This is a genomic window from Pradoshia sp. Z3_51 (assembly GCF_058215915.1).
On sequence record NZ_JBZAJC010000002.1, the window covers coordinates 546141 to 566151 of the forward strand.

Annotated in this window: 17 protein-coding genes; 9 read left to right on the plus strand and 8 right to left on the minus strand. The window is 33.2% G+C overall.

The genetic code is table 11. The features are described from left to right. The first annotated feature begins 25 nt into the window (after nucleotides 1-25). Together AC4BHA_RS06275 and AC4BHA_RS06280 are read left to right on the plus strand one after the other, a co-directional pair. Nucleotides 26-1471, plus strand: a complete 1446-nt coding sequence (locus AC4BHA_RS06275; protein ID WP_490558307.1) for a UDP-N-acetylmuramoyl-L-alanyl-D-glutamate--2,6-diaminopimelate ligase — start codon at nucleotides 26-28, stop codon at nucleotides 1469-1471. A gap of 166 nt (nucleotides 1472-1637) precedes the next feature. Continuing rightward, nucleotides 1638-2492, plus strand: a complete 855-nt coding sequence (locus tag AC4BHA_RS06280) for a DegV family protein (protein ID WP_490558308.1) — start codon at nucleotides 1638-1640, stop codon at nucleotides 2490-2492. A gap of 55 nt (nucleotides 2493-2547) precedes the next feature. Here the strand turns inward: AC4BHA_RS06280 and AC4BHA_RS06285 are convergent, their stop codons facing one another. The 4 genes from AC4BHA_RS06285 to AC4BHA_RS06300 all read right to left on the minus strand — a co-directional run bounded on the left by AC4BHA_RS06285 (nucleotide 2548) and on the right by AC4BHA_RS06300 (nucleotide 6619). After that, nucleotides 2548-3417, minus strand: a complete 870-nt coding sequence (locus AC4BHA_RS06285) for a DUF6612 family protein (RefSeq protein ID WP_490558372.1) — start codon at nucleotides 3415-3417, stop codon at nucleotides 2548-2550. A gap of 706 nt (nucleotides 3418-4123) precedes the next feature. Next, nucleotides 4124-5194, minus strand: coding sequence for a DUF3900 domain-containing protein (locus AC4BHA_RS06290; protein WP_490558309.1), 1071 nt, complete (start codon nucleotides 5192-5194; stop codon nucleotides 4124-4126). A gap of 206 nt (nucleotides 5195-5400) precedes the next feature. Continuing rightward, on the minus strand, nucleotides 5401-5862 hold the full coding sequence (locus AC4BHA_RS06295) for a hypothetical protein (RefSeq protein WP_139891175.1): 462 nt from the start codon (nucleotides 5860-5862) through the stop codon (nucleotides 5401-5403). 313 nt (nucleotides 5863-6175) lie between these two features. Next, entirely contained in the window at nucleotides 6176-6619 is a 444-nt protein-coding gene (locus AC4BHA_RS06300; protein WP_490558310.1) for a hypothetical protein, read from the minus strand. A gap of 1163 nt (nucleotides 6620-7782) precedes the next feature. On the opposite strand from AC4BHA_RS06300, the gene dacB reads away from it, so the two are divergent. Beyond that, a complete protein-coding gene (gene dacB / locus AC4BHA_RS06305; RefSeq protein WP_225983682.1) occupies nucleotides 7783-9264 on the plus strand; it encodes a D-alanyl-D-alanine carboxypeptidase/D-alanyl-D-alanine endopeptidase in 1482 nt (493 codons plus the stop codon). Between the two features lie 124 nt (nucleotides 9265-9388). On the opposite strand, the gene AC4BHA_RS06310 is transcribed toward dacB, so the two are convergent. Then, nucleotides 9389-9616: a hypothetical protein gene (locus tag AC4BHA_RS06310; RefSeq protein WP_139063780.1), complete on the minus strand. Its 228-nt coding sequence runs from the start codon at nucleotides 9614-9616 to the stop codon at nucleotides 9389-9391. Between the two features lie 413 nt (nucleotides 9617-10029). Here AC4BHA_RS06310 and AC4BHA_RS06315 point away from each other — a divergent pair, with 413 nt between their 5' ends. Then, nucleotides 10030-10344 (plus strand): hypothetical protein, encoded by a 315-nt coding sequence (locus AC4BHA_RS06315; protein WP_066100008.1) that lies wholly within the window; start codon nucleotides 10030-10032, stop codon nucleotides 10342-10344. Nucleotides 10345-10544: 200 nt separating this feature from the next. Here the strand turns inward: AC4BHA_RS06315 and AC4BHA_RS06320 are convergent, their stop codons facing one another. Together AC4BHA_RS06320 and AC4BHA_RS06325 are read right to left on the minus strand one after the other, a co-directional pair. Next, nucleotides 10545-11030, minus strand: a complete 486-nt coding sequence (locus AC4BHA_RS06320; RefSeq protein ID WP_066100001.1) for a DUF4306 domain-containing protein — start codon at nucleotides 11028-11030, stop codon at nucleotides 10545-10547. Between the two features lie 98 nt (nucleotides 11031-11128). Beyond that, a complete protein-coding gene (locus tag AC4BHA_RS06325) occupies nucleotides 11129-12166 on the minus strand; it encodes an endonuclease I family protein (RefSeq protein WP_139891174.1) in 1038 nt (345 codons plus the stop codon). A gap of 394 nt (nucleotides 12167-12560) precedes the next feature. On the opposite strand from AC4BHA_RS06325, the gene AC4BHA_RS06330 reads away from it, so the two are divergent. The 4 genes from AC4BHA_RS06330 (at nucleotide 12561) to AC4BHA_RS06345 (ending at nucleotide 16483) form a co-directional block, all read left to right on the plus strand. Further along, the gene (locus AC4BHA_RS06330) at nucleotides 12561-12956 is read left to right on the plus strand and encodes a hypothetical protein (protein ID WP_066099998.1); all 396 of its coding nucleotides are present in this window, start codon (nucleotides 12561-12563) and stop codon (nucleotides 12954-12956) included. 465 nt (nucleotides 12957-13421) lie between these two features. Next, nucleotides 13422-14189, plus strand: coding sequence for an alpha/beta fold hydrolase (locus AC4BHA_RS06335; protein WP_066099995.1), 768 nt, complete (start codon nucleotides 13422-13424; stop codon nucleotides 14187-14189). A gap of 333 nt (nucleotides 14190-14522) precedes the next feature. After that, nucleotides 14523-15944: a hypothetical protein gene (locus AC4BHA_RS06340; RefSeq protein WP_490558311.1), complete on the plus strand. Its 1422-nt coding sequence runs from the start codon at nucleotides 14523-14525 to the stop codon at nucleotides 15942-15944. A gap of 62 nt (nucleotides 15945-16006) precedes the next feature. Beyond that, on the plus strand, nucleotides 16007-16483 hold the full coding sequence (locus AC4BHA_RS06345) for a BsuPI-related putative proteinase inhibitor (protein ID WP_066099988.1): 477 nt from the start codon (nucleotides 16007-16009) through the stop codon (nucleotides 16481-16483). Nucleotides 16484-16662: 179 nt separating this feature from the next. Here AC4BHA_RS06345 and AC4BHA_RS06350 read toward each other — a convergent pair whose 3' ends face one another. Next, nucleotides 16663-17643 carry an ABC transporter permease subunit gene (locus AC4BHA_RS06350; protein WP_066099986.1) on the minus strand — a complete coding sequence of 327 codons (981 nt, stop codon included), beginning with the start codon at nucleotides 17641-17643 and terminating at the stop codon, nucleotides 16663-16665. A gap of 1639 nt (nucleotides 17644-19282) precedes the next feature. On the opposite strand from AC4BHA_RS06350, the gene AC4BHA_RS06355 reads away from it, so the two are divergent. After that, complete coding sequence (locus tag AC4BHA_RS06355; RefSeq protein ID WP_066099981.1) at nucleotides 19283-19657, plus strand: DUF2750 domain-containing protein; 375 nt, start codon at nucleotides 19283-19285, stop codon at nucleotides 19655-19657. Nucleotides 19658-20011 lie beyond the last annotated feature (354 nt).

The window sequence follows — 20011 nt, forward strand, 5'->3', positions numbered from 1 at the left end:
GAAGAACAAAAGGGGTTGCTAAGACTTGAAGCTTAAAAATTTGTTGAGTGATGTCGCAAAAGTGTCAGATAAGGATAAAGAAATATATATTAACGGGATTGCTAATAATTCATTAGAGGTAAAAGAGGGATTCATATTTGTAGCCATTACAGGATTTCAGGTGGATGGTCATACGTATATTGAAAAGGCAATTGAAGCTGGAGCGAGAGTTATAATCGGCGAAAAAGAAATCACTGATCTATCGGTCCCGTATATTAGGGTTGAAAATAGCCGCGCTATCCTGGCTGATTTAGCTAAACGTTTTTATCCTGTGCAAGCAGATAGAACAATTATTGGAGTAACAGGTACAAATGGAAAAACTACTACTTCGTTTATGTTGAAGCATATCCTTGAAGCTTATGGTAGATCCTGTTCTTTATTTGGTTCGGTTTATAATTATATAAATGGTGAAAAATCTACACCCTCTGTAAATACAACCATGGATGCATTGCAATTACAAAAAGAATTATCAAGAAGTCAAGATGATATTGTCATAATGGAAGTATCTTCACACGCACTGTCACAATATCGAGTGAAAGGGATTAGCTATGATTATGCTCTTTTTACAAACTTAGACCATGACCATTTAGATTATCATAAGGATATGGATGATTATTTTTCAGTAAAAGCACAGCTTTTTACTCAATTAAAGCCAGATGGTGCTGCTGTGATTAATACGAATAACAAATGGGGCAGTAAACTTGAAAAAAGGTTATGCGGTACTAATGACCAAATTTTTTGTGTAGGGAATAAAGAATCTGATTTGTATATTCAGCAAAATAAAACGGGTGATATACAGTTTGTATATAAAAATAAAGAAATCTATCCTATTAGGCTTTCTATTAAGGGAAAACATAATATTCAAAATGCGGCGCTTGCATTTCTAACAGCGAGAAATATGTGTGTACCAGGTGAAGTAATAATTAATGCACTACAATCATTCCCTGGCGTGCCGGGGAGATTTGAAGTAGTGAATCACCCGACAGGTGCACAGTTAGTTGTAGATTATGCTCATACTTGCGATGCTTTTGCACAATGTCTTAAAACCGGAAGAGAGATGGGGGCAAAGCGCATCATTCATATCTTTGGATTTAGGGGAAATCGAGATGTGACAAAGAGACGTGGTATGGTTGAAATCTCGAAAAAGCACAGTGACCTATGTATTTTAACGCTGGATGATTTAGGGACCGAATCTTTTGAGGGGATGATAGAAGCACTACATGATTTAAAGCCATCTGCCAAAGGGAAGGTCATACCGGATCGTACGTCGGCAATCGAATATGCTTGGAAAATTGCAAAAGATGGTGACTGGATTTTTATTACCGGAAAAGGCAATGAAGTTTATAAAAATACGTATCTTTTACCGACTAATTCCGACATAGATACATTAACTTATCTTTCAAAAGAGGAAAAAACAGTTAAGGTAATTTGAGCCTGATTGCAAAATTTGTTGAATAAATAATAATATAGTCGAATTTCCAAGAAAACGTTTGACTATAGTAAGTAGTTAAATTATATTAAGTATGTAGTAATGATTACTACATACTATTTTTAATATAAAATTGGTCATACCATTTTGTTTAAAAGGGGAAGAGGGAATGAAACAAGAACCACCAAGAATTGCTTGGATTACAGACACGACATGCACATTAAACGAGAATTTTATTAAAAAAAATCGAATAAATATTATTCCTTTACAAATTGTTATCGATGGAGTTTCATACAAAGAAACAATTGATATTACAGAAAAAGAATTTTACGAAAGAATGGCAAGTGAAAATACCACTTTCCAATCATCACAACCATCAATTGGTGAATTTGTTGAATTATATGAAAAACTGAATGAAGAGTATGATTATGGAATAGCGTTCCATTGCTCGGGTAAACTATCAGGTACTTTTTCAACATCTGTAATGGCTGCTGAGCAAGTAGGTTTTAAATTGTTTGCAATTGATTCACGTACTGGATCTTACCCTCTTTCTTATTTGATGAAAAAAGGTATAGAGTTATTTGAACAGGGTTTTGATGCTGAAGAAATTGTCAGACAAATCGAAGAAATCAAAACGAATGCAAGGCTTTTCCTCATACCGTCTAATCTTAATCAGCTCCATAAAAGCGGGCGAGTCTCAGGAAGCCAACGGCTCATTGCTAACTTGTTTAATATTAAGCCTATTCTTTCTATAGAAACAGAAGGGGCTAAAATTAGAGAAAAAGTTAGAACTGAAAAGAGAGCTATCCATTATATATTGGATTTATTAAGAGAAGATATGAAAGTTTGTAAGGTTAGTAAAATAGTAGTTATCCATGCTGATGACGAAGAAAATGCGCGTAAATTGGAAAAACAAATAAATGAAGAATTTAACTCCATTCCTACTGAGCGAATGCTATTGGTTCCTGTTGCTGGAGTCCATACAGGAGTAGGAACAATCGGAGTCTCATGGGTATGTGAATAAATAGTAAAACTAAAGAAACTAAAGCTCCTCGACTGGGAGCTTTAGTTTTTTATAGTTACATACTGGTTGTATCATTTAAATTTATTTCGTTTGGATTATCCAATGCTTCCTTAGGAAGTACAATCTTATCAATTTTATTATAGTCATAGTAGCTAGATTCAATACTTTGTTCTAATACAAGGGAATTTCCGTTTTCCGAGATACCTATATTCATATCTACATTCATCACCGATGGTAAAAAAGTATTTTTGTCTATAAAGATTTCATATTCGACTTCTTGTAGTGTCATAGATTTCAGAGCTGTTTCTAATTCAGGTATATTAGCAGGTAATGATCCTTTTACGTATTCATTTAATTTTTCATCATTGCCTGCTAAAGTTAAAACATATTGATCAGCTTCCTGCTCAAAGGTAAAGTCGTCTGCAAATGACTCTAAATCTTTCAGAGAATCTAATTGATTCGTTCCCGGCTGTAAATTAAGCCCTTTCGCCACCTCAGTATAATCTGCATTATATCTTCCCCACTGATCTCCCTCGATATCGTGCATGAAAAATCCTTCATCTGTTAAATATTGATCGATTTTACCTTCCTGTTCTCCGGTTGCTGGATTTTTATAATAAATTTCAATCTGTTGGTATAAGGACAAAGGTTCCTGAATCATTTTAGAGTCTGTCCTTGTTTCTGTTGTCAAAATGATTCCATCAGCTTCAGTTGATATTTCTTGATCTATATCTAATTTAAGACCAAGACTTTTAACTTCAGAAGAAGCCTCAACCATTTTTTTATAGACTTCCTTGGCTGTTAGTTCAGATTCACCATTTTTTGTTTCCTCTGCCTTTGCTACCTCATTGCCATTTTTAGATACCGGTGAAGCTTCCTCATTACAAGCAGTTAAAAATAAAATGAAAAAAAATACTTCCCAAATAAGATACTGACTTCTTCAACATATGTTCCTCCTTGATATTGAATTCACTGAAAACGAAGTACATTCTAAAGCATATTAAGCAAAGTCATATATGTATAAATTAATTGCAAGTTTGCAAGTGCTTAACTAAGTAGACAATTGGACTGATATCAGGAAATGAATTTTTTATACTGATTGAGATGATACCTAATGAAGAGAGCATCTGGAGATTATTCATAGTGGTAATGATCAAATCAACAATAACACAATGCCCTAAATTTTGTAAAAAATGCATCTTTATAAATATAATTAATATTTTGTTTGAATATGATTATAGCAACTGTATTACTAGTTATATAAGTAAACAAAACAGAAGAGAAGGGGGGCAAAAGCTGGTGTGAATTCTGAATGGAGGATACCGCTACATTAATCTAAACTTTAAATTTATAAATGATAATCTAAAAGTAGCAAAGAATGGCTGGATCAATGAAAGGGGTTCTGGCCTATTTTATATAGCCGGTTTTGTCAGAATGCAGATAAATTTTTTACTAGCAATAGTGGCAAAAAATGGATTGTCTTAATATCCAATCTTAAATAGTGTTTAAAAAAATAGGCTGTCGACAAAGTCGGCAGCCTAAAAACCATCTAATCTAAAGGTTATCATATATCAGGATTTATAGCTTTAAAATCAGAACCCTTCTTTAAATCATGGAATTTAACCTATGATTTAAAAAGTATTATTTTCATAGGTCTTTTTATTTATTTTATCGATTACCCTATGCAGGTCATCAGGTTTGTGGAATTCGATGGGGGAGAATCCCTTCTCAAATAAAATTTGCTCTGCTTCAATCACCAATACATAACGATTGTTAATTTTGGCTAAATGAATGGTTTCACCGAAATCGGCCAGCAATCCTTTAATATTCGTATTATCCAGCTTCATCTTTAGTTCAATATCCGGTTCTTGTTCAACAATTTGAGCGGCTGCTTCTACAACTTGTTCAGTTGTTAATCGTTCCTGAAGCTCACGCTTGGGACTGTCAGCCCAGATTTCAATAGCTTCTTCAAACTGACGGCGTTCCTCACTTTCGGGCTCATATACTTCACCAATATGCTCCTGTACCATGTCAATGACATGATTCTTCACTAATTCTTGTTTAGATTCACCATACTCTACAAATTTTAAAAAATCTTCGAAATATCGGGCATGTGAGGATTGATGAATTTTTAATTCGCTTTCCTCAATCATGCCTTCTTCAGGCATATGAGGGTATAGAATGGATTTCATATTTTTAGTAGTGATGGCCATCTCGACATTGCTAATTAATGTTTTTTCATCAGATATAGAAGCGACCTTTGGTTCAAAATCACATTTCATTAAAAATAAAAATCGATGTTCGAAAAATTTCCGCGGTACGGCTGAAGCCATAACAAACACACCGCCCCGAACTGCACTTGTATCAAGATAAGCATGAACGAATTCCTCACTGAATGCTTTAAAATCTTCTTTATTATCAGCAAAGCGAGTACGGTTAAATGCATTGTAGTTTGGATTTGAATCCAATGTATGACCTGGTTCAATTATAAAATGGCCCAGCTTTGTTGGTACTTGTTCTGAATTGGGATGACGATCGACTTTACGTTTTACGATTTTCTTGAATTCGCCATCAAGGAAATCTTTAAGAGCACTTTCCTCATATTCATCTGTATCAAGTGTTTGATAATGCTTAGCTGTAGGCTGTTCCTTATCTTCTGTTTCCACAACAAAGAAAGATAAAAATTTAATCTCAAATTCCATGTTATACACCTTTTTTCCTTAGAGTCAGCCTTTTCAGTATCCCAAAACAGAGGTATTTCGTCAATGAAGACATGGTCGAAGATCGAAATAAAGAAAGCTGAGAGTTCTTTTTAAATTTAACCAACCATCTAGCCATGAACTTTCCTTAGTGATGCAATAATAAAAGCGAATGAACAGGGTGCTTCATTCGCTTAGAAGGTAGATATTCAGGAGGCTTCTATACTGTTTTTATGATTCCTGTTAAGTACCAATAAACGTCTTTTTAATTCATTGGCATATAGGATATCATGATGTTTCATAGCTATATTAAGTAAATCTAATAAATCATCAAGTGTTAGATGAGGGGTTGATTGTTCGTCAACAGAAGGCATTTGATCTTTAAGAGGGTTATCTTCATTCTGATTGGTATAAAAATCAGTGAAAATATCTACCAATAAGGCATCTGTGATTTTTTCCCCATTTGTTTCTGGTAGTCGATTCTGAGACTCAAGTTCTTCTACAACACAATCGAATCCTTTATCGGATAAGGAAAACTCTCCGTTTCTGCCGAATAATTGTTTGAAAATAGTAAGTAGGACTGGAGTTGTTAATGATATCAATAGCTTTTCATATACAGTTTTTGTCTGCCTGATTTCTGATACTATGATTTCCTTAGTCGTTGATTTCATTTAAATCCCCCTCAAAAAATAATAATCGCACAATATTTTGTTGGGACCATAATAACATATACCTTTATATGATTTACACTGTAGTGAACTGAATAATTGCAATTGTCACAATATAGTATTATTTTCCCTATATTAGAAGGAATACCCTGTAATTAGATGGCATCTTTGTTGGAAATACTTCTATATGTAATCGCTTGGCAAAATAATCTATTTATAATGGTTGCTGATCAATTTTGATATTTTATTGTAATTAACATTTGTACGCATTAAAAAGGATGCCTTTTAAAAAAGCATCCCCACATATTTATAATTTTTATCGTAATAAAGAACAAATTTGAGAAAGGCGATCTTTAATATGTTCTGCATAAAGCTCATCATGATCTTCGTTTGCGAAATTAAGTAAATCCAGTAGGTCATCTACTGTTAAATCATTTGTTTCTTCTTTGGAGTCCCCTTCATCATCCTCCAAAACGGTCTCAGCCGTGACGTGCCTGCCAATCTTGTCATAAAATAAATGAATCAGTGTTGAACTGGCATATGGCACAGAAGTGTTTGGAAGCTCTTCCGTGTGGTCTTTCAATTCAGTAAGAATTTTATAATAAGCATTTTCACTTAACCGGTGTGTCCCAGAAGGTCCGAATAAATTATAAAACATTTTTATAATAATCGGAGCTGATAAAGAATGTAATAATTTTTGAGAAACTTGGTCTGATTGATTTAGTTCAGCAATAATTATATGATATGTGTTTTTTTTCATCTTAAGACCTAACTTTCCTTTTTTAATAATCTATGATAGAACAAAAAATAAAAAAAACAAAATATTTTGATTCCATATGAATCATATATTTATAATTTCATCTAACATAAATCATTCTTATAGCAAGGTTTTAACGTTTGTTTTTTAGAGGTCCTCTTGAAATACGGAAATGTTATTACAAAATAAAGGAAAATAGGTGTTAACATTTGGCAAGGGATTACGGTATAGTGAAAGTAGAAGACTTTCAGAAAGGTTGAATAAGATGGCTCATATTATAATATTTAACAAAAATATTCTTACCACTATTATTTCTTTTATAAAGATAATTTGCTCTGCACTATTTGTTGGATTCATTGCTGTTGCTGGTATAGCATTAGTGATTTACACTTTTATGATATTAGAGGAATTCATTTCCTCAATTATATAGGTTGTGCTCGGTTTAACATATGCTTAGATTTTAAAATGATTGTTTACATAATATTTTTATTTAGTATTAGTAAAAGTTTTGACTAATGAATCTAAAAACAACTAAAAGTATAGAATTATGTATATATCTCTACATTATATAATAAGAATTAAGTATGTTCTACATATTTTAAAATTAGAGGTTATGGCTACTCCAATCATATAAAAAAGGATGCTAACGCCTGGCATTATTTTTTTTATAATATGATTGGTGATTCGAGCTGTTTGAATACTGTTGCCAAGGCCACACTATAACTTTATAGGTCTTTCCATCCTTGTACATATTTTTCCCCTTGATAACCCCAACATTTACTCCAAACATCAAGACAAGCACTGGGGGTACTAACCCTGTTTCTGAAAACGTGTTTGTACATAATCTTCCTAACTCACAGTCTTTTTTAGCTGTTTCTTCATCCCCACACTATATAGCTAATAAATCAGAATATATAAAGTTAAGGGGGAGCAACCAATGTATTCGCGAACTATATCCCTTCTCTGAATGTTTTAACAATAGAAGCAGTACTAGTAAATATGATTAGGGAGAAGATAATTAGTAAAAAGTGTGAGGTCATTTTTTTAAAAATGATTCTCCTTTTAGGTGCTTTCATATACAAATTAATATGGCTATGCCTTCATAGCCAGTTATACTCTGCTGTTTAATAAAAGTGTTTAAAAAAAATATAGAAGGGGAGAGTCCATTGTACAAGCAGATGAAATGGTTATGTCTGTTAATGGTTGTTATGGTTATTAGTTTTAGCTCTGTCAGTCCCTTGAAAAAGGACGAGGCTTCTAATGCCGCTGGAGGAAGCCAGTTAAGCTCTAAAATCGCCAAGGTGCTAAGCCATCCTGATTTAAAAGGTGCCAGTATTGGAATAAGCGTGAGAAATGCATCTAATGGAAAAATAATATACAAGCATAATGGGGATACCAGATTAAGGCCGGCCTCAAGTATGAAGTTAGTTACCGGTGCTGCTGCTCTTCAATTACTTGGAGAAAACTATCGTTTCAAAACTGAGATCTATACAGATGGTAAACAAAAAGGAAGTACCTTAAAGGGAAATATTTACATCAGAGGGAAGGGGGATCCTACTCTAGGGGAGAAGGATCTAGACAATATTGCTTTAGCTCTAAAAAAGAAGGGGATAAAGAAGATTAAAGGAAATCTTGTGGCGGATGATACATGGTATGACCAAATCCGATTATCATTGGATATGCCATGGAGTGATGAGCAAGAGTATTATGGTGCTCAAATTTCTGGATTAACCTTTTCCCCCAATGCTGATTATGATGCAGGTACAGTGATTATACAAGTCAAGTCTGGCAATAAAGTAGGTAAAGCCGCCTCTGTAACCATGACTCCAAAGACGGATTATGTGAAGATATCGAACAAAACCAAAGTTGGTAAGGTTAACAGTAAAAATACTGTTAAGATACATAGAAAACATGGCAGCAATGGAATTACTGTCACCGGGAATGTCCCTCTAAATTCCGGTACTACAAAAACATGGATTTCTGTATGGGAGCCTACTCGATATACCCTTGCTTTATTTAAAAGATCTTTAGAAAAGCAAGGCATTAAAATTACTGGGAATTATACAGCCGGAAAAATACCAGCTAAGCCTACAAAGCTTGCCACCGACCATTCACCTAAATTGGGTACGATTCTTGTACCATATATGAAGCTTAGTAATAATACAATATCTGAGGTTCTTGTAAAAGAAATGGGCAGGGTAAAAGGAAAAGTGGGAAGCTGGGATAAGGGATTATCAGTTGTTGAGGGCCAGTTTGTCGATTTGGGGATTGGAAATGATGCCATACTTATGAGAGACGGTTCAGGGTTGTCTCATGTTAGTATGATCTCAGCTAACGCATTAACAAATTTACTTTATAAAGCGCAAACCAAACCATGGTATAAAACATATAAGAATGCACTTCCAGTAGCAGGTGATAGTGATCGAAGTGTAGGAGGGACATTAAGAAACAGAATGAAGGGCACAGCTGCACAAGGTAAAATCATAGCCAAAACAGGTACGATTTCAACGGTCAGTAGTTTGACGGGATATGTAAAAGGAAAGAAGGGGAATAAATACGTTTTCTCCATCATTATTAACAATGCCAAGAAAGAAAATCAGCTGAAGAAAATTGAAGACGAGATGGCTGTCATTCTGGCTAGCAATTAGAAAGAACAATCCAATTAAGTAGGACCTGCACTATTATGAGCTCAAGACCATCTAACCTTGGTGCAGGTCATGCTGATATCTGAATTAGTTTTGTATTTTATAGTAATCTATAAATTATTTGAAATCATGAGTATAAAGTGATGAAGATTCTTAATAGGAAGATCATTGGTAATAAAATGATAAATTTTGTCACGGAGTATTTCGATAGTCCTTCAATAACTAAAATGGCAAATACGGCATATATGGTTATAAGCAATCCGAAAATCCAGTCATTAAAGCCAAAGTTCAACTGTAAAAAGGTTATGCAGATAATCGCTAAGAAATGGAGACCGTCGTACTTATCTCTGTTCAAAAAAAACCGCTCCTTTCCTTTATAGTCTATTCATGATGTAGGAATGGGAACATTTTAAAAACATCATTAAAACAAATAAACATGTAACTGACGTCTTTATTCTGAGGCACATTCGTTCCTTTAAACTGTACACTATGTCAATTGTATTTTTATAAACATAAGGGGGAGACCTATATTAGGTATTACCTTATACTATAAAGTTAATGGCAAAGGTATACCTCCTATTTTTGTAAAATTCATTGGTACATAGAATAATGCTAATTAGTTGGAATCCTTTTACTTAAAAAGCGGCATTTAGCAATTCTAAATGATAATTTTTGATGATAAAATCAATAAATAAGTTTCACTTAATTATTGAAAAAATCAGAATACATGTTTAAGAATATGCTGATGAATTATGAGGAGGAAAGAGAATGCTTTTGCCTTCTGTTGTACTTGCGGTGATCGGTATATTACTCATGATGAGTGGGAACTCGATTAGAAAAAAAGGAAAAACGTCCTTTATCGCAGGGAATAATGAAGTCTTTATTCCGAAGAATGAGAAAAAATTGGCTGAAAGAATAGGGTGGCTATTGGTTTTATTTGGTTATGAAACCGTTGCTTTTCCCATCTTTTTTTATTATATAAAAATCCTTGAAGGATACCATTTCGCAATATTGGCAATTCTTCATTTGGCGATTGTTTTTATTTTTATGCTTATGGATCAATTCGAAGCAGGGAATTCATAAGAAGATATGCCTCTTGGAGTACTCCTTTTTAAAACTATTCATTACAAAAACATTGACTTAGCACATTAGACATATCGACAATGGGATGGTTTTTGCAATTCCGCTAATCTCATCCTTAATCATTAACAGAGTTGAAACAAAAGAATGTCGCAATAAAAGGAGTGGAATTTTCACTCCTTCTTTTAATTATTGGTATTATTTTAAGTCTCATTTTGCTTAAATGTAGATTGTGTGAGTGTTTGAGTAAAGTGCTGATAGGCTAAGAGAGAGGAAATAATAACTCCTGATAGTAGTATGCTGGAATAAATAAATTTTGTCCCCACATGATCAGAGAGTATCATTAAACCTGCACTTGCCATTACACAAGCCAAGACCGAAAAATAATAAGCATGAGTCTTTGGATTTTTAATACCAATATAACTGGCTAAGATGAGGATACTAATGAGACATATCAACATAATAGCAGGAAAAAACGGCTGGAATTTTGCAGCATAAACCAGGTAATCTAATTTTGATACTTGATCGGCATGTGAAATTCTTTCTGCTGTAAGCATAGTAAATGGAGTGGACCACCGCCATTCGAAAATGTCATCTCGGAGAGCACTTCCTTCATAGAAAGCGGCCATTGTTGATAAACATAGCAATAACAATGAAGCTGAAAGCGGAATAATGGTTTTCAGTTTCATTTTGTATCCCTCATTTTTTATAGTATGGATCATGTAGTTACCAAAAAATATGACTGGAATCTTCAATTGTTAGCAAACTCTGAAAAAATATCTTATAATCATGTGAAATCCAGCTCAGGAAAATCAATATAGGGATTTCGATTTCCTTGGAGTTTAAAAATTGCCCAATTTCGATGTTTTTCATGAAGAGAGACCGGATGGTTGTTGTGCCATTTTTTGTATAGGTCGATATCAATCAATGACATTTTTTCTTGTATAATTTCATCAGGATACCTCATTAAAAAATATAAGCATGCTCGTGCTATTTCACCTTTGCCATTTTCAGGCTCAAACCTTTGATTGCCATCTCTTTTTCCGCAAAAGGATTTTATGACTTCTTTATAAGCTCCAGGTTTGTAGTCTTCAAAATCATAATAAGGAATATTACTTCTGAATGAATTACAATCTTTTTCACACGTAAATAAATGATGAAGATCTCCAACCATGGGGTGTCTTTTCTCAAACCACGATTGTGGAATGACATGTTCAATATTGAATTGGAGAGACCGCAATACGGACTCAATCAATATATTTTTATGTTCATGAAGCACTCCGAAATCCTTACTCAATACTTGTATCATTTGGTCGATTGCCGCATCTTCCAGCAGTTTATCCTGAGCAATTACATCACTGGGATTTAAGCTTTGGTCGGAATATATGCTTTTTATTTGACCATCTTCACGCAAATCTACCCATGAATGGAGCGCTTTTCTGCTGGTTGAATAGGAGAGCTGGGGATTATGAGTTCTTGTCAGCAATTCGGTCAGCTCCGAAACTAAATTGTCATTTGAAAAGTCATCCAGTGGAAGGTTTTTGTAATACATATCAATAATGCTCTGGTCCTCTTTTTCATCGTAATAAATTTCATTAATCATGTCTGTAACTAGCTGGAATTCAATTTTCTCTGTAGGTTGTTCCTGAAGTTGGCGGGTAAGGGGTTGTGTAACATGAATAATAGAGTCATAGCATACATTAAGAGTTTCCTTTATCAAACGGTGTGAGGGATTTTTATGGAATAAAGCTAGCAAAAAATGGACGGTATCCTGCAAGATTATTTCATAGGAATGAGAAAAAGACGGATGGATTCTTTTTTTCATCAGCTTCACCTCTTTATTTTGATAATATCAAGTGTGGAAACAAATGTAAATAAATGATGGTTACAGATTATCTAGAGGTTAAGAAATATATGATTTCAGTAGAATGATTATAAGATAATCATAGAGTGAATATTAACAAAAAGGGTGAAGAAATTCTTCGAATAATAAAATTTTCTATAAATCAATGTATAATATATCGTTTAAAGTTAGAATTAGCTATTGTATACGAGGGTAGAACTATTTATTACATAATGTAATCATTATTCCAATATTGTAGTTATATTTAAAAGAAAATTCTAAATATAATTACTTTTTATATCCTTCCATATATAAGAAGACAACTTTTGGTAAACCGTTTATACTTTTAAGTACTTAGCAGAAGGAGTTGGTATTTATGGTTACAAGCACTAGTTTAGAAGTAGAAGAAGAGATTAAGGCTATACAAGCTGAACATGAAATGTTAGAAGACACGCCTGAGGATTTCTTTGAAAAAGCTCCGTATCACTACAAAAATAATTACGGTGTAAAATTTGCTGCAATCATTGAAGAAGACTCTGTATTATTTACGAAGGATGATCAGGATTGGGGAAATAAGCTTTTAAGATTCTCAAAAGGTCAAGCTGAAGAAGCTATTATTCAATTAAAAAAAGAACAGATAGGTAAACTTGATAGAGAATCGATTAATATGCATAATCCAATGAATCGAATTTTAATCAGTATAGGAGAAACTCTTTTTTTAGCATCTGTATTACAGACTGCACTTGAAAAATGGCGCAGTCCCAAAAAATAAATATTTGAATATTACTATTATAACGAAATAATACCTCTAGTCTCATAGACTTGTCTATGGGGCTTTTATTATATCGGCCGATGTTAATTTATCATGAACTATAAAAAGTGCTTTTTCTCTTTTGGCTTATTTAATACTCTGATTATCGTTTGTTTCACAAAGTCCCTTACTGAAAGATTCAGTATGATTAGACTATGTATCGTCTTTTACCGCTGCTCCTTCATTTATTAAAAATATTTGTATATCTAGCACCCAAGAGGAAATAAATGTTAGAAGTGATAAATGCTTGATCAAACGCTAGCAGGAAGCGAAAAAATTATAGATATGTTCGGTATCTGATAAATGGAAATGTTTACGGATATTACTTTTGGGCATACATCTAATGTAAAATACTCTAAAATTTGAAACCATGAGTGTTGCTGTACGTAATGATAGTATATGTTAAATAACTAAAGGATGAAAAATTTGTTACATTATAAAATCTATAGTCAACAACATAAAGAATGGGTTGTTTTAGTACACGGTGCAGGAGGTAGCTCAACTATTTGGTACAAGCAAATTCGAGTATACCGTAAGCATTTTAATGTGTTGGTCGTCGATCTTCGCGGCCATGGTGATTGTGAGATTGAGAACAGTCCAACTAAATATACACTTGATTTGGTTAGCGAAGATATTTTAAATGTTTTAGATGAAGTAAAGATTGATAAAGCTCACTTTGTAGGAATTTCACTGGGGACAATGCTGATTCGTCAGTTAGCTGAGACGAACCCTGAAAGGTTTCATTCGATGGTACTTGCAGGCGCTGTAATACGTATTACACCAAGGCTGCACTTTTTACTTGGTATCGCAAATATGTTTAAGAAAATAATCCCATTTATGTGGTTATATAAACTATTTGCCTGGATTTTAATGCCGAGAAAAACCCATGAAACTTCACGTCATTTATTTGTTCAAGAGGCGAGAAAAATTAAGCATAGAGAATTTTTGCGTTGGTTATCACTAACTGGTGATATCGCAAGCTATTTATTGAAAATCAATGAAAAAGATACACATATTCCTACATTATATATTATGGGAGATGAGGATTATGTGTTTTTAGAACCAGTGAAGCGGCTAGTAAAAAAACAATCATCAAGTCAGTTAGTCATATTAAAGGATAGCGGTCATGTATGTAATATAGATCAAGCTGCCCAATTCAATGAGATATCCTTACAATTTTTATTGGCGCATTGAAATAACAAAAAGCCAAAGTTGATGATAGTAAAGCGATTGGCATATATATCGATTAAACAATTCATTTACTAAAATAATCTTAATTCTTTTACATCGGTTATTAAACCTTTTAGAGTGATGTGGTAATCTCTCTAGAAGGTTTTTTATTTTGGACTGTGAATGGGTGTGATGAGAGAATATAGTCCACTCTCCTCTTAATATTAGTACTTGTTTTGTATATATTGAATATAAACCCAATTATTCATCATAGGTTATTATATAAACCAATCAATAAGTTTTTTAATCCAGTATTGAGGGAAAAGAGAGATAGATAGAGAGATGGGGGTATACAGAATGTCTAAGATAGAAATCCCAGAACTTCAAGTGGAACAATCCTACCTACAGTTCATCTTCCCCTTTCAAATAAAGGACTCACGGAGTGAGGGCTTGGTTCAGCAGTTAATAAAAGAGCAGTGGGAGTTTTTTGATTTAAGAGATACAAGTCAGGATTGCAAATTTTATGGAGATATACGAGTATCTCATGAACGCATGGAGAAATTTTTTCTTCCTAATATGGAGCCCATTTTATTTCCCCCAACTATAAAGGATAAAAATGCATTTCGTCGCTTTAGTAAAATTATCAATCAAAAGGGTTGTTTACAATCCAAGTATTTAGAAACTGATTTTATATTAGTATCTTTTGATATCTTTGTTTGTCCGTATAATATTGGCATTATGAATATGCGAATTAATTTGCCTGATCATATGAGCTATAATGATGTTCTTCATTTTATAGACTTATTCAGACAACTAGATAAACCGCATGATATAGTTATTAGATTAAATGAAAAAGAGTATTCTGAAACAAAAGGAATTATTTTCAATGAATATTGTCCATGGCTGGAGGATCATTTATCAAAGAAAGAGCATACAACCTATTTTGGCAGTTTGCCATTTTTTATAGAAGAACGTATGCAAGTTTACTACTATTTAGCTTTCGAAAAGAATACCCTCCTGGATGAAATTTCTTTATACAGAGCCGCTTTGATTAAGGGATATGATAGGGAAGGACATCCCTATGCCGGTGCTAAATCGGAGGCATACATCCATCGCTTTTGTGATCAGCATGTATATGATCGATGGGGCGATTCTTCCTATTATATAATCAGTAATTATGCATTTGTCTGTCTATCAAATGAATGTGAAGAGAAAAGTAAATTTATTGCTGAGCGTATGTATGGAGAAAATTTTTACACAAATATTTTATTCTTTTTCAATCGACTCCTCTTATTAGAATTATCGTATGAGAATTCCCAGCTGAGAGTGGATGATAAAAAAGGTTCTATTGAAAAGCTTATCATTCGAATCACGAATTTTTCTGCACAATTTTATCAGCCTGAAGTACATAGCCGGATTTTTGGGAAAGAAATCTATTTAAAAATGAAAGATATTTTTCATATGGATGAGCTTTATAATCATGTGAACCGAACACTTGGCAATCTCTATAAAAACCACGAAAAGCTAACAGGGAAACGACATGAATATTTACTTACGTTTTTAACTACATATACGGTTATTTCGGGAATTTACGGCATGAATCTGGTCATTGAACAGGATTGGAAAGGGAATATTAACTGGTCCCAGGCTGCATCCTATTCCTTCTTTGAATATATCGCTTTATTTGTAGCATATTCCGGAATTGCGTTGGGTGGAGTGTTAGGAATCGTAACAGTCTATAAATGGATGAAGGAAAAAATAAAATCTAAGAATGATTGAGCAGGGGAATGGCAGATGATTGTAGAACCTAACAAACAAAGGAATTATAAGGAGGTGTGAGTTTGAAAAAAAGTCTAAGCTTTATTTTATGTATCCTCCTGTTGGCAGCATGCGGGCAAGAACCCAGTCCAAACAAAGGAAGTGATGATAAACCAGTGAATATAGATAAGAGTACAAATCGTATCAATGATGCAAGTTTAACGTCAAGCTTAGTCCAAAAGAACAAAGTCGAAAATGATTACTTATTTGTATATACAGTTGAAAACGAGACAGCGAAACCGATTAAATTAACGTTTAACAGCGGCCAAACGTTTGATTATATTTTAAAGGATCAAGCGGGAAAAACAATCATCCAGTATTCAGAGGGAAAATCCTTTATACAGGTTATTACTGAAAAAGAACTGGTTAAAGGAGCGCAATTAACGCATGATATCCATTTGAAAGACCTTGAACCTGGAGAATACACTCTAGAAGCATGGTTAACAGCCAAAGGGGTGAAGGATGACTCAAGGAAAAAAATTCAGTTCAAAGTAGACTAACGAAAGGAGGGTACCAATTTATATTATATTTGGATACTTAACCTTCAAATCAATGTAAAAAAATAGCCCAATCATATTTTAATTTTATAATATGATTGGGCTATTTTTTTATGATTCAATTCCTAATGATTCTACCTTATACAACTATCAAGCCAGACACATTCGTGTTCATTAAATAGTTAGTTTTGTGTTTCTATCTTCTTCTTAGCAGCACGTTTTCTCGGTTTAGATACTTTAGCCAGATATAAAGCTTTATTATTTATTACATCTGTGAACCCGCTTAGCATCATTTGAGCGGATAAAATGGTTAATCCTAAAAATAGGATAGGTATAAGTGGTAACCAGGGATACCCGATCAGATTATCGTAAGCTTGGCCAATCAAACCTGACCATTCGTGAGAAGCTGAGTTAGCATTTCCATCAGAATCCTGTAATGTACCGCCAAAGAAAATTTTTAGTACTCCTAGATGAGCTAATACAACGAGTACTTGTATGTACTGCTGAATCAAAATAATAACGATATTTTCTTTTAAATGAGGAAGTATATGTGTCTTTAATTTATGTAGTTTACCGCCACCTAACACCATAGCAGCCTCCATGAATTCTTCTTTATGAAGTTTTTTTATTTCATTAGCTTGATAGATAGCCAATGTCGGTACAGCATAAAAAGTTAGAATTGCTATTTCAAACAAAGCTCTTTCCCAAAATGGAAAAGGAGAACCATCTCCTCCATAGACAATTACACTGAATAGAACATAGTATGCTACTAACGTTAGTGGAATCACCGTAATTGGATCAAATATTTTTTCGTACCAACGAATATACTTTTGGCAATATACTCCTAAAAAAGCGCCAAATATTAAGGCAAATAAAACCCGTAAGATAGCAATGAGAAAAGCAATCCCTATCGTAAATTTTGCACCATGTATAATCATATGAAGTAAATCTCTTCCACCTGAATCTGAACCAGCTATAAACCCATGTGTAAATGGCTGGTAAGGAGGAGAATCTACTATATTCGCTTGATCATCCATATATAGAGGCACAGTTCTAATCGTACTATCGTTAAAGAGTGTATTAGCCATACTCAAAATCAATAAGATAAATACAAATAAAAATCCAACCATAAATGTTTTATTTTTTAGCAAAAGTTTAATCAATCGCTTCACCTCTTACAACCGGGGGAATTAACCAATCGCATATACGATAAATAAGATATAATGGCAAATAAATCATCAGTATACCGATTACAAATATTTCGGGTGATTTTCTAAAGATAAAATAGATAATCCCTGTCATATTGAACATATACTCCAAAATAACCAAATTAGATATAACAAATCAAATCGCCGTTTTGGAATAGTGGTATAAACTGAATAATACATTTTTAAATATATGAATATTAAATATGTATAGTGGCTTCATTCCCTTAGTTACAGCATATTCTACATATAACTTCCCTTGTTCTTTCTCAAATTGCTGTATTAAAAATTTAGTCAACAGTAAGGTTAAAGGCAAACTAAGACATACAATAGGGAGAAAAAAGGCCCGATCATCCCCCGCGGAAGCTACGTTAAATAAGAGCGTACCTGTTTTTTTAAAGGACATAATAGTAAGAAATTGAAGTGCGATTATATAAAATATATCTGGTAGGGACTCAATAATCGTGAGAAACCACATAATCTTACCTTTAATTGTTTGAAAAACTAATAGGATTAGGTAAGTTAATAAGAATGCAAGTATGGTTGAAATTAAAAGTGATGCAACAATCAGTAGGACTGATTCTTTATAATGGTAGAATATTTGTGGAAAAACTGGTCTTTGGATGCCCATCCCATATGTGATATCTAGAGGGTGTAATAACGATAGAAAAGTGTTTTTGATTTCTACTAAGAAAGCAAAAAAATTAACAGAAATATCTCTGAAGAGTGTTGGCAATGCACTAACGCAGATAATTACAAAAATGGCTATAAGCACTTCTGTTATCATTACTGCAGTTTTTTTGAAAATTAAAATAAAATCATCTCCTTTTTATCCTAATTTTTGGATATAATTTTATCATAATTATATCTATCTTTTTTGTCTATAAATTATTTTTGTTTCCAGAATACGAATCTTTAAGTCTATTTACACGAATATATGGTTATTTAATAAAAGGAAGTTTGTTAAAAATAACTGAGAGGAAGTGATTAATAATAAAAGGTTTCTGCCCATATTTTTGCTTATTTTTCTTGTAACGTTAGTAAGCTGTTCTCCAAAAAAAGAAACCGAAAATAATAAACCAAAAGAAACCATAATGAATCAAGAATGGCAAGTTCGTAATGAATATAAATTTTATTAACGGTAAATCCAGAACCTAATTTAATAGCAGGTAAACCATTTGGGTAGGTATTCCATTTTACTGCCCCTTTTAAAACCTTTGAAGGTAAAGAATTAGCTATATATGCCTATCATAAAGAAACAGAAGAGAAGATAACGGCTCTAAATCCAATAAGAATCAAAGAACCGTCACCGGGTTATTCAAAATTAGAGCGTTTTACAGTTAATTTTGAAGTTCCTCAAAGTGGGTTATGGCGTTATGAAGTTATATAAGACAATGAGTTTTATGCAGACGTTGTTTTTTTAATTAAAAATAAATAGAGTAATAGATTTAATAGCGGCATTGATTCAAGGCGAATTACTGCCTTTTTTCGATGAATTCTTACAGGGGTAAAGGGCAGTTCTTCGGAAGAAAGAAGGACTTTCTATTTTATCTGTCGAATAAATTTAAATTATATGTCGTGAAAAGGAATGGTCTATATGAAGTTAATTAAACAATTTATTTTAAAACGTCCTGCTGAAAAAAGACTTACTTATTTTTATGCTATGGTTGTGACGGATGAACAGGTGTGGCTACTTCGTGATAAAAATAATGGCGACTTATTACTATTAGAAGATGAAGGAGAATATCATTTTTTGCTTCCAGTTTGGCCAAGCCGAAGTTTTGCTGAAATAGAGGCTGCTAAAATAGATCATAATTCATACGAAGCTTTTAACGTTCCATTAACTACATTTTTAGATGATATACTTGTTGATATTGAAAATGACCGTGGTATTGCGGTGATTTTTCCTAACGGGAAAGATTCGAACATTCAATCACGTGATGAAATTAAGGAAATGATTCGTAATCTATAGGATAGGTTGTTCCTACTGGCTGGGTAGGTTAAATGAATAATAAATGGAATTATTTTGTACTGTGAAAGGGGAATAGGATTGTGATTTTTAATTATAGTGATTTTATTAGTCTATCTCTTTGACTTTGTAAAACTGAGAAAGCAAAATGAAATAATAATCGCACAAAACGAAAAAGTTATTGCCCTATTGGAGAAAATTGAAAATAAGTAGTATATATTTTGCGGCTTGCGGAGGGATATAATTGGGGTTTTAATAGTTCTTTTATATTGGATATACCATTTTCCTTGTCTGGTTAAATTCAAATAAAAGAGGATACCTAGCCTCTATAATAGACTTGGTATCCTCTATTCTGCA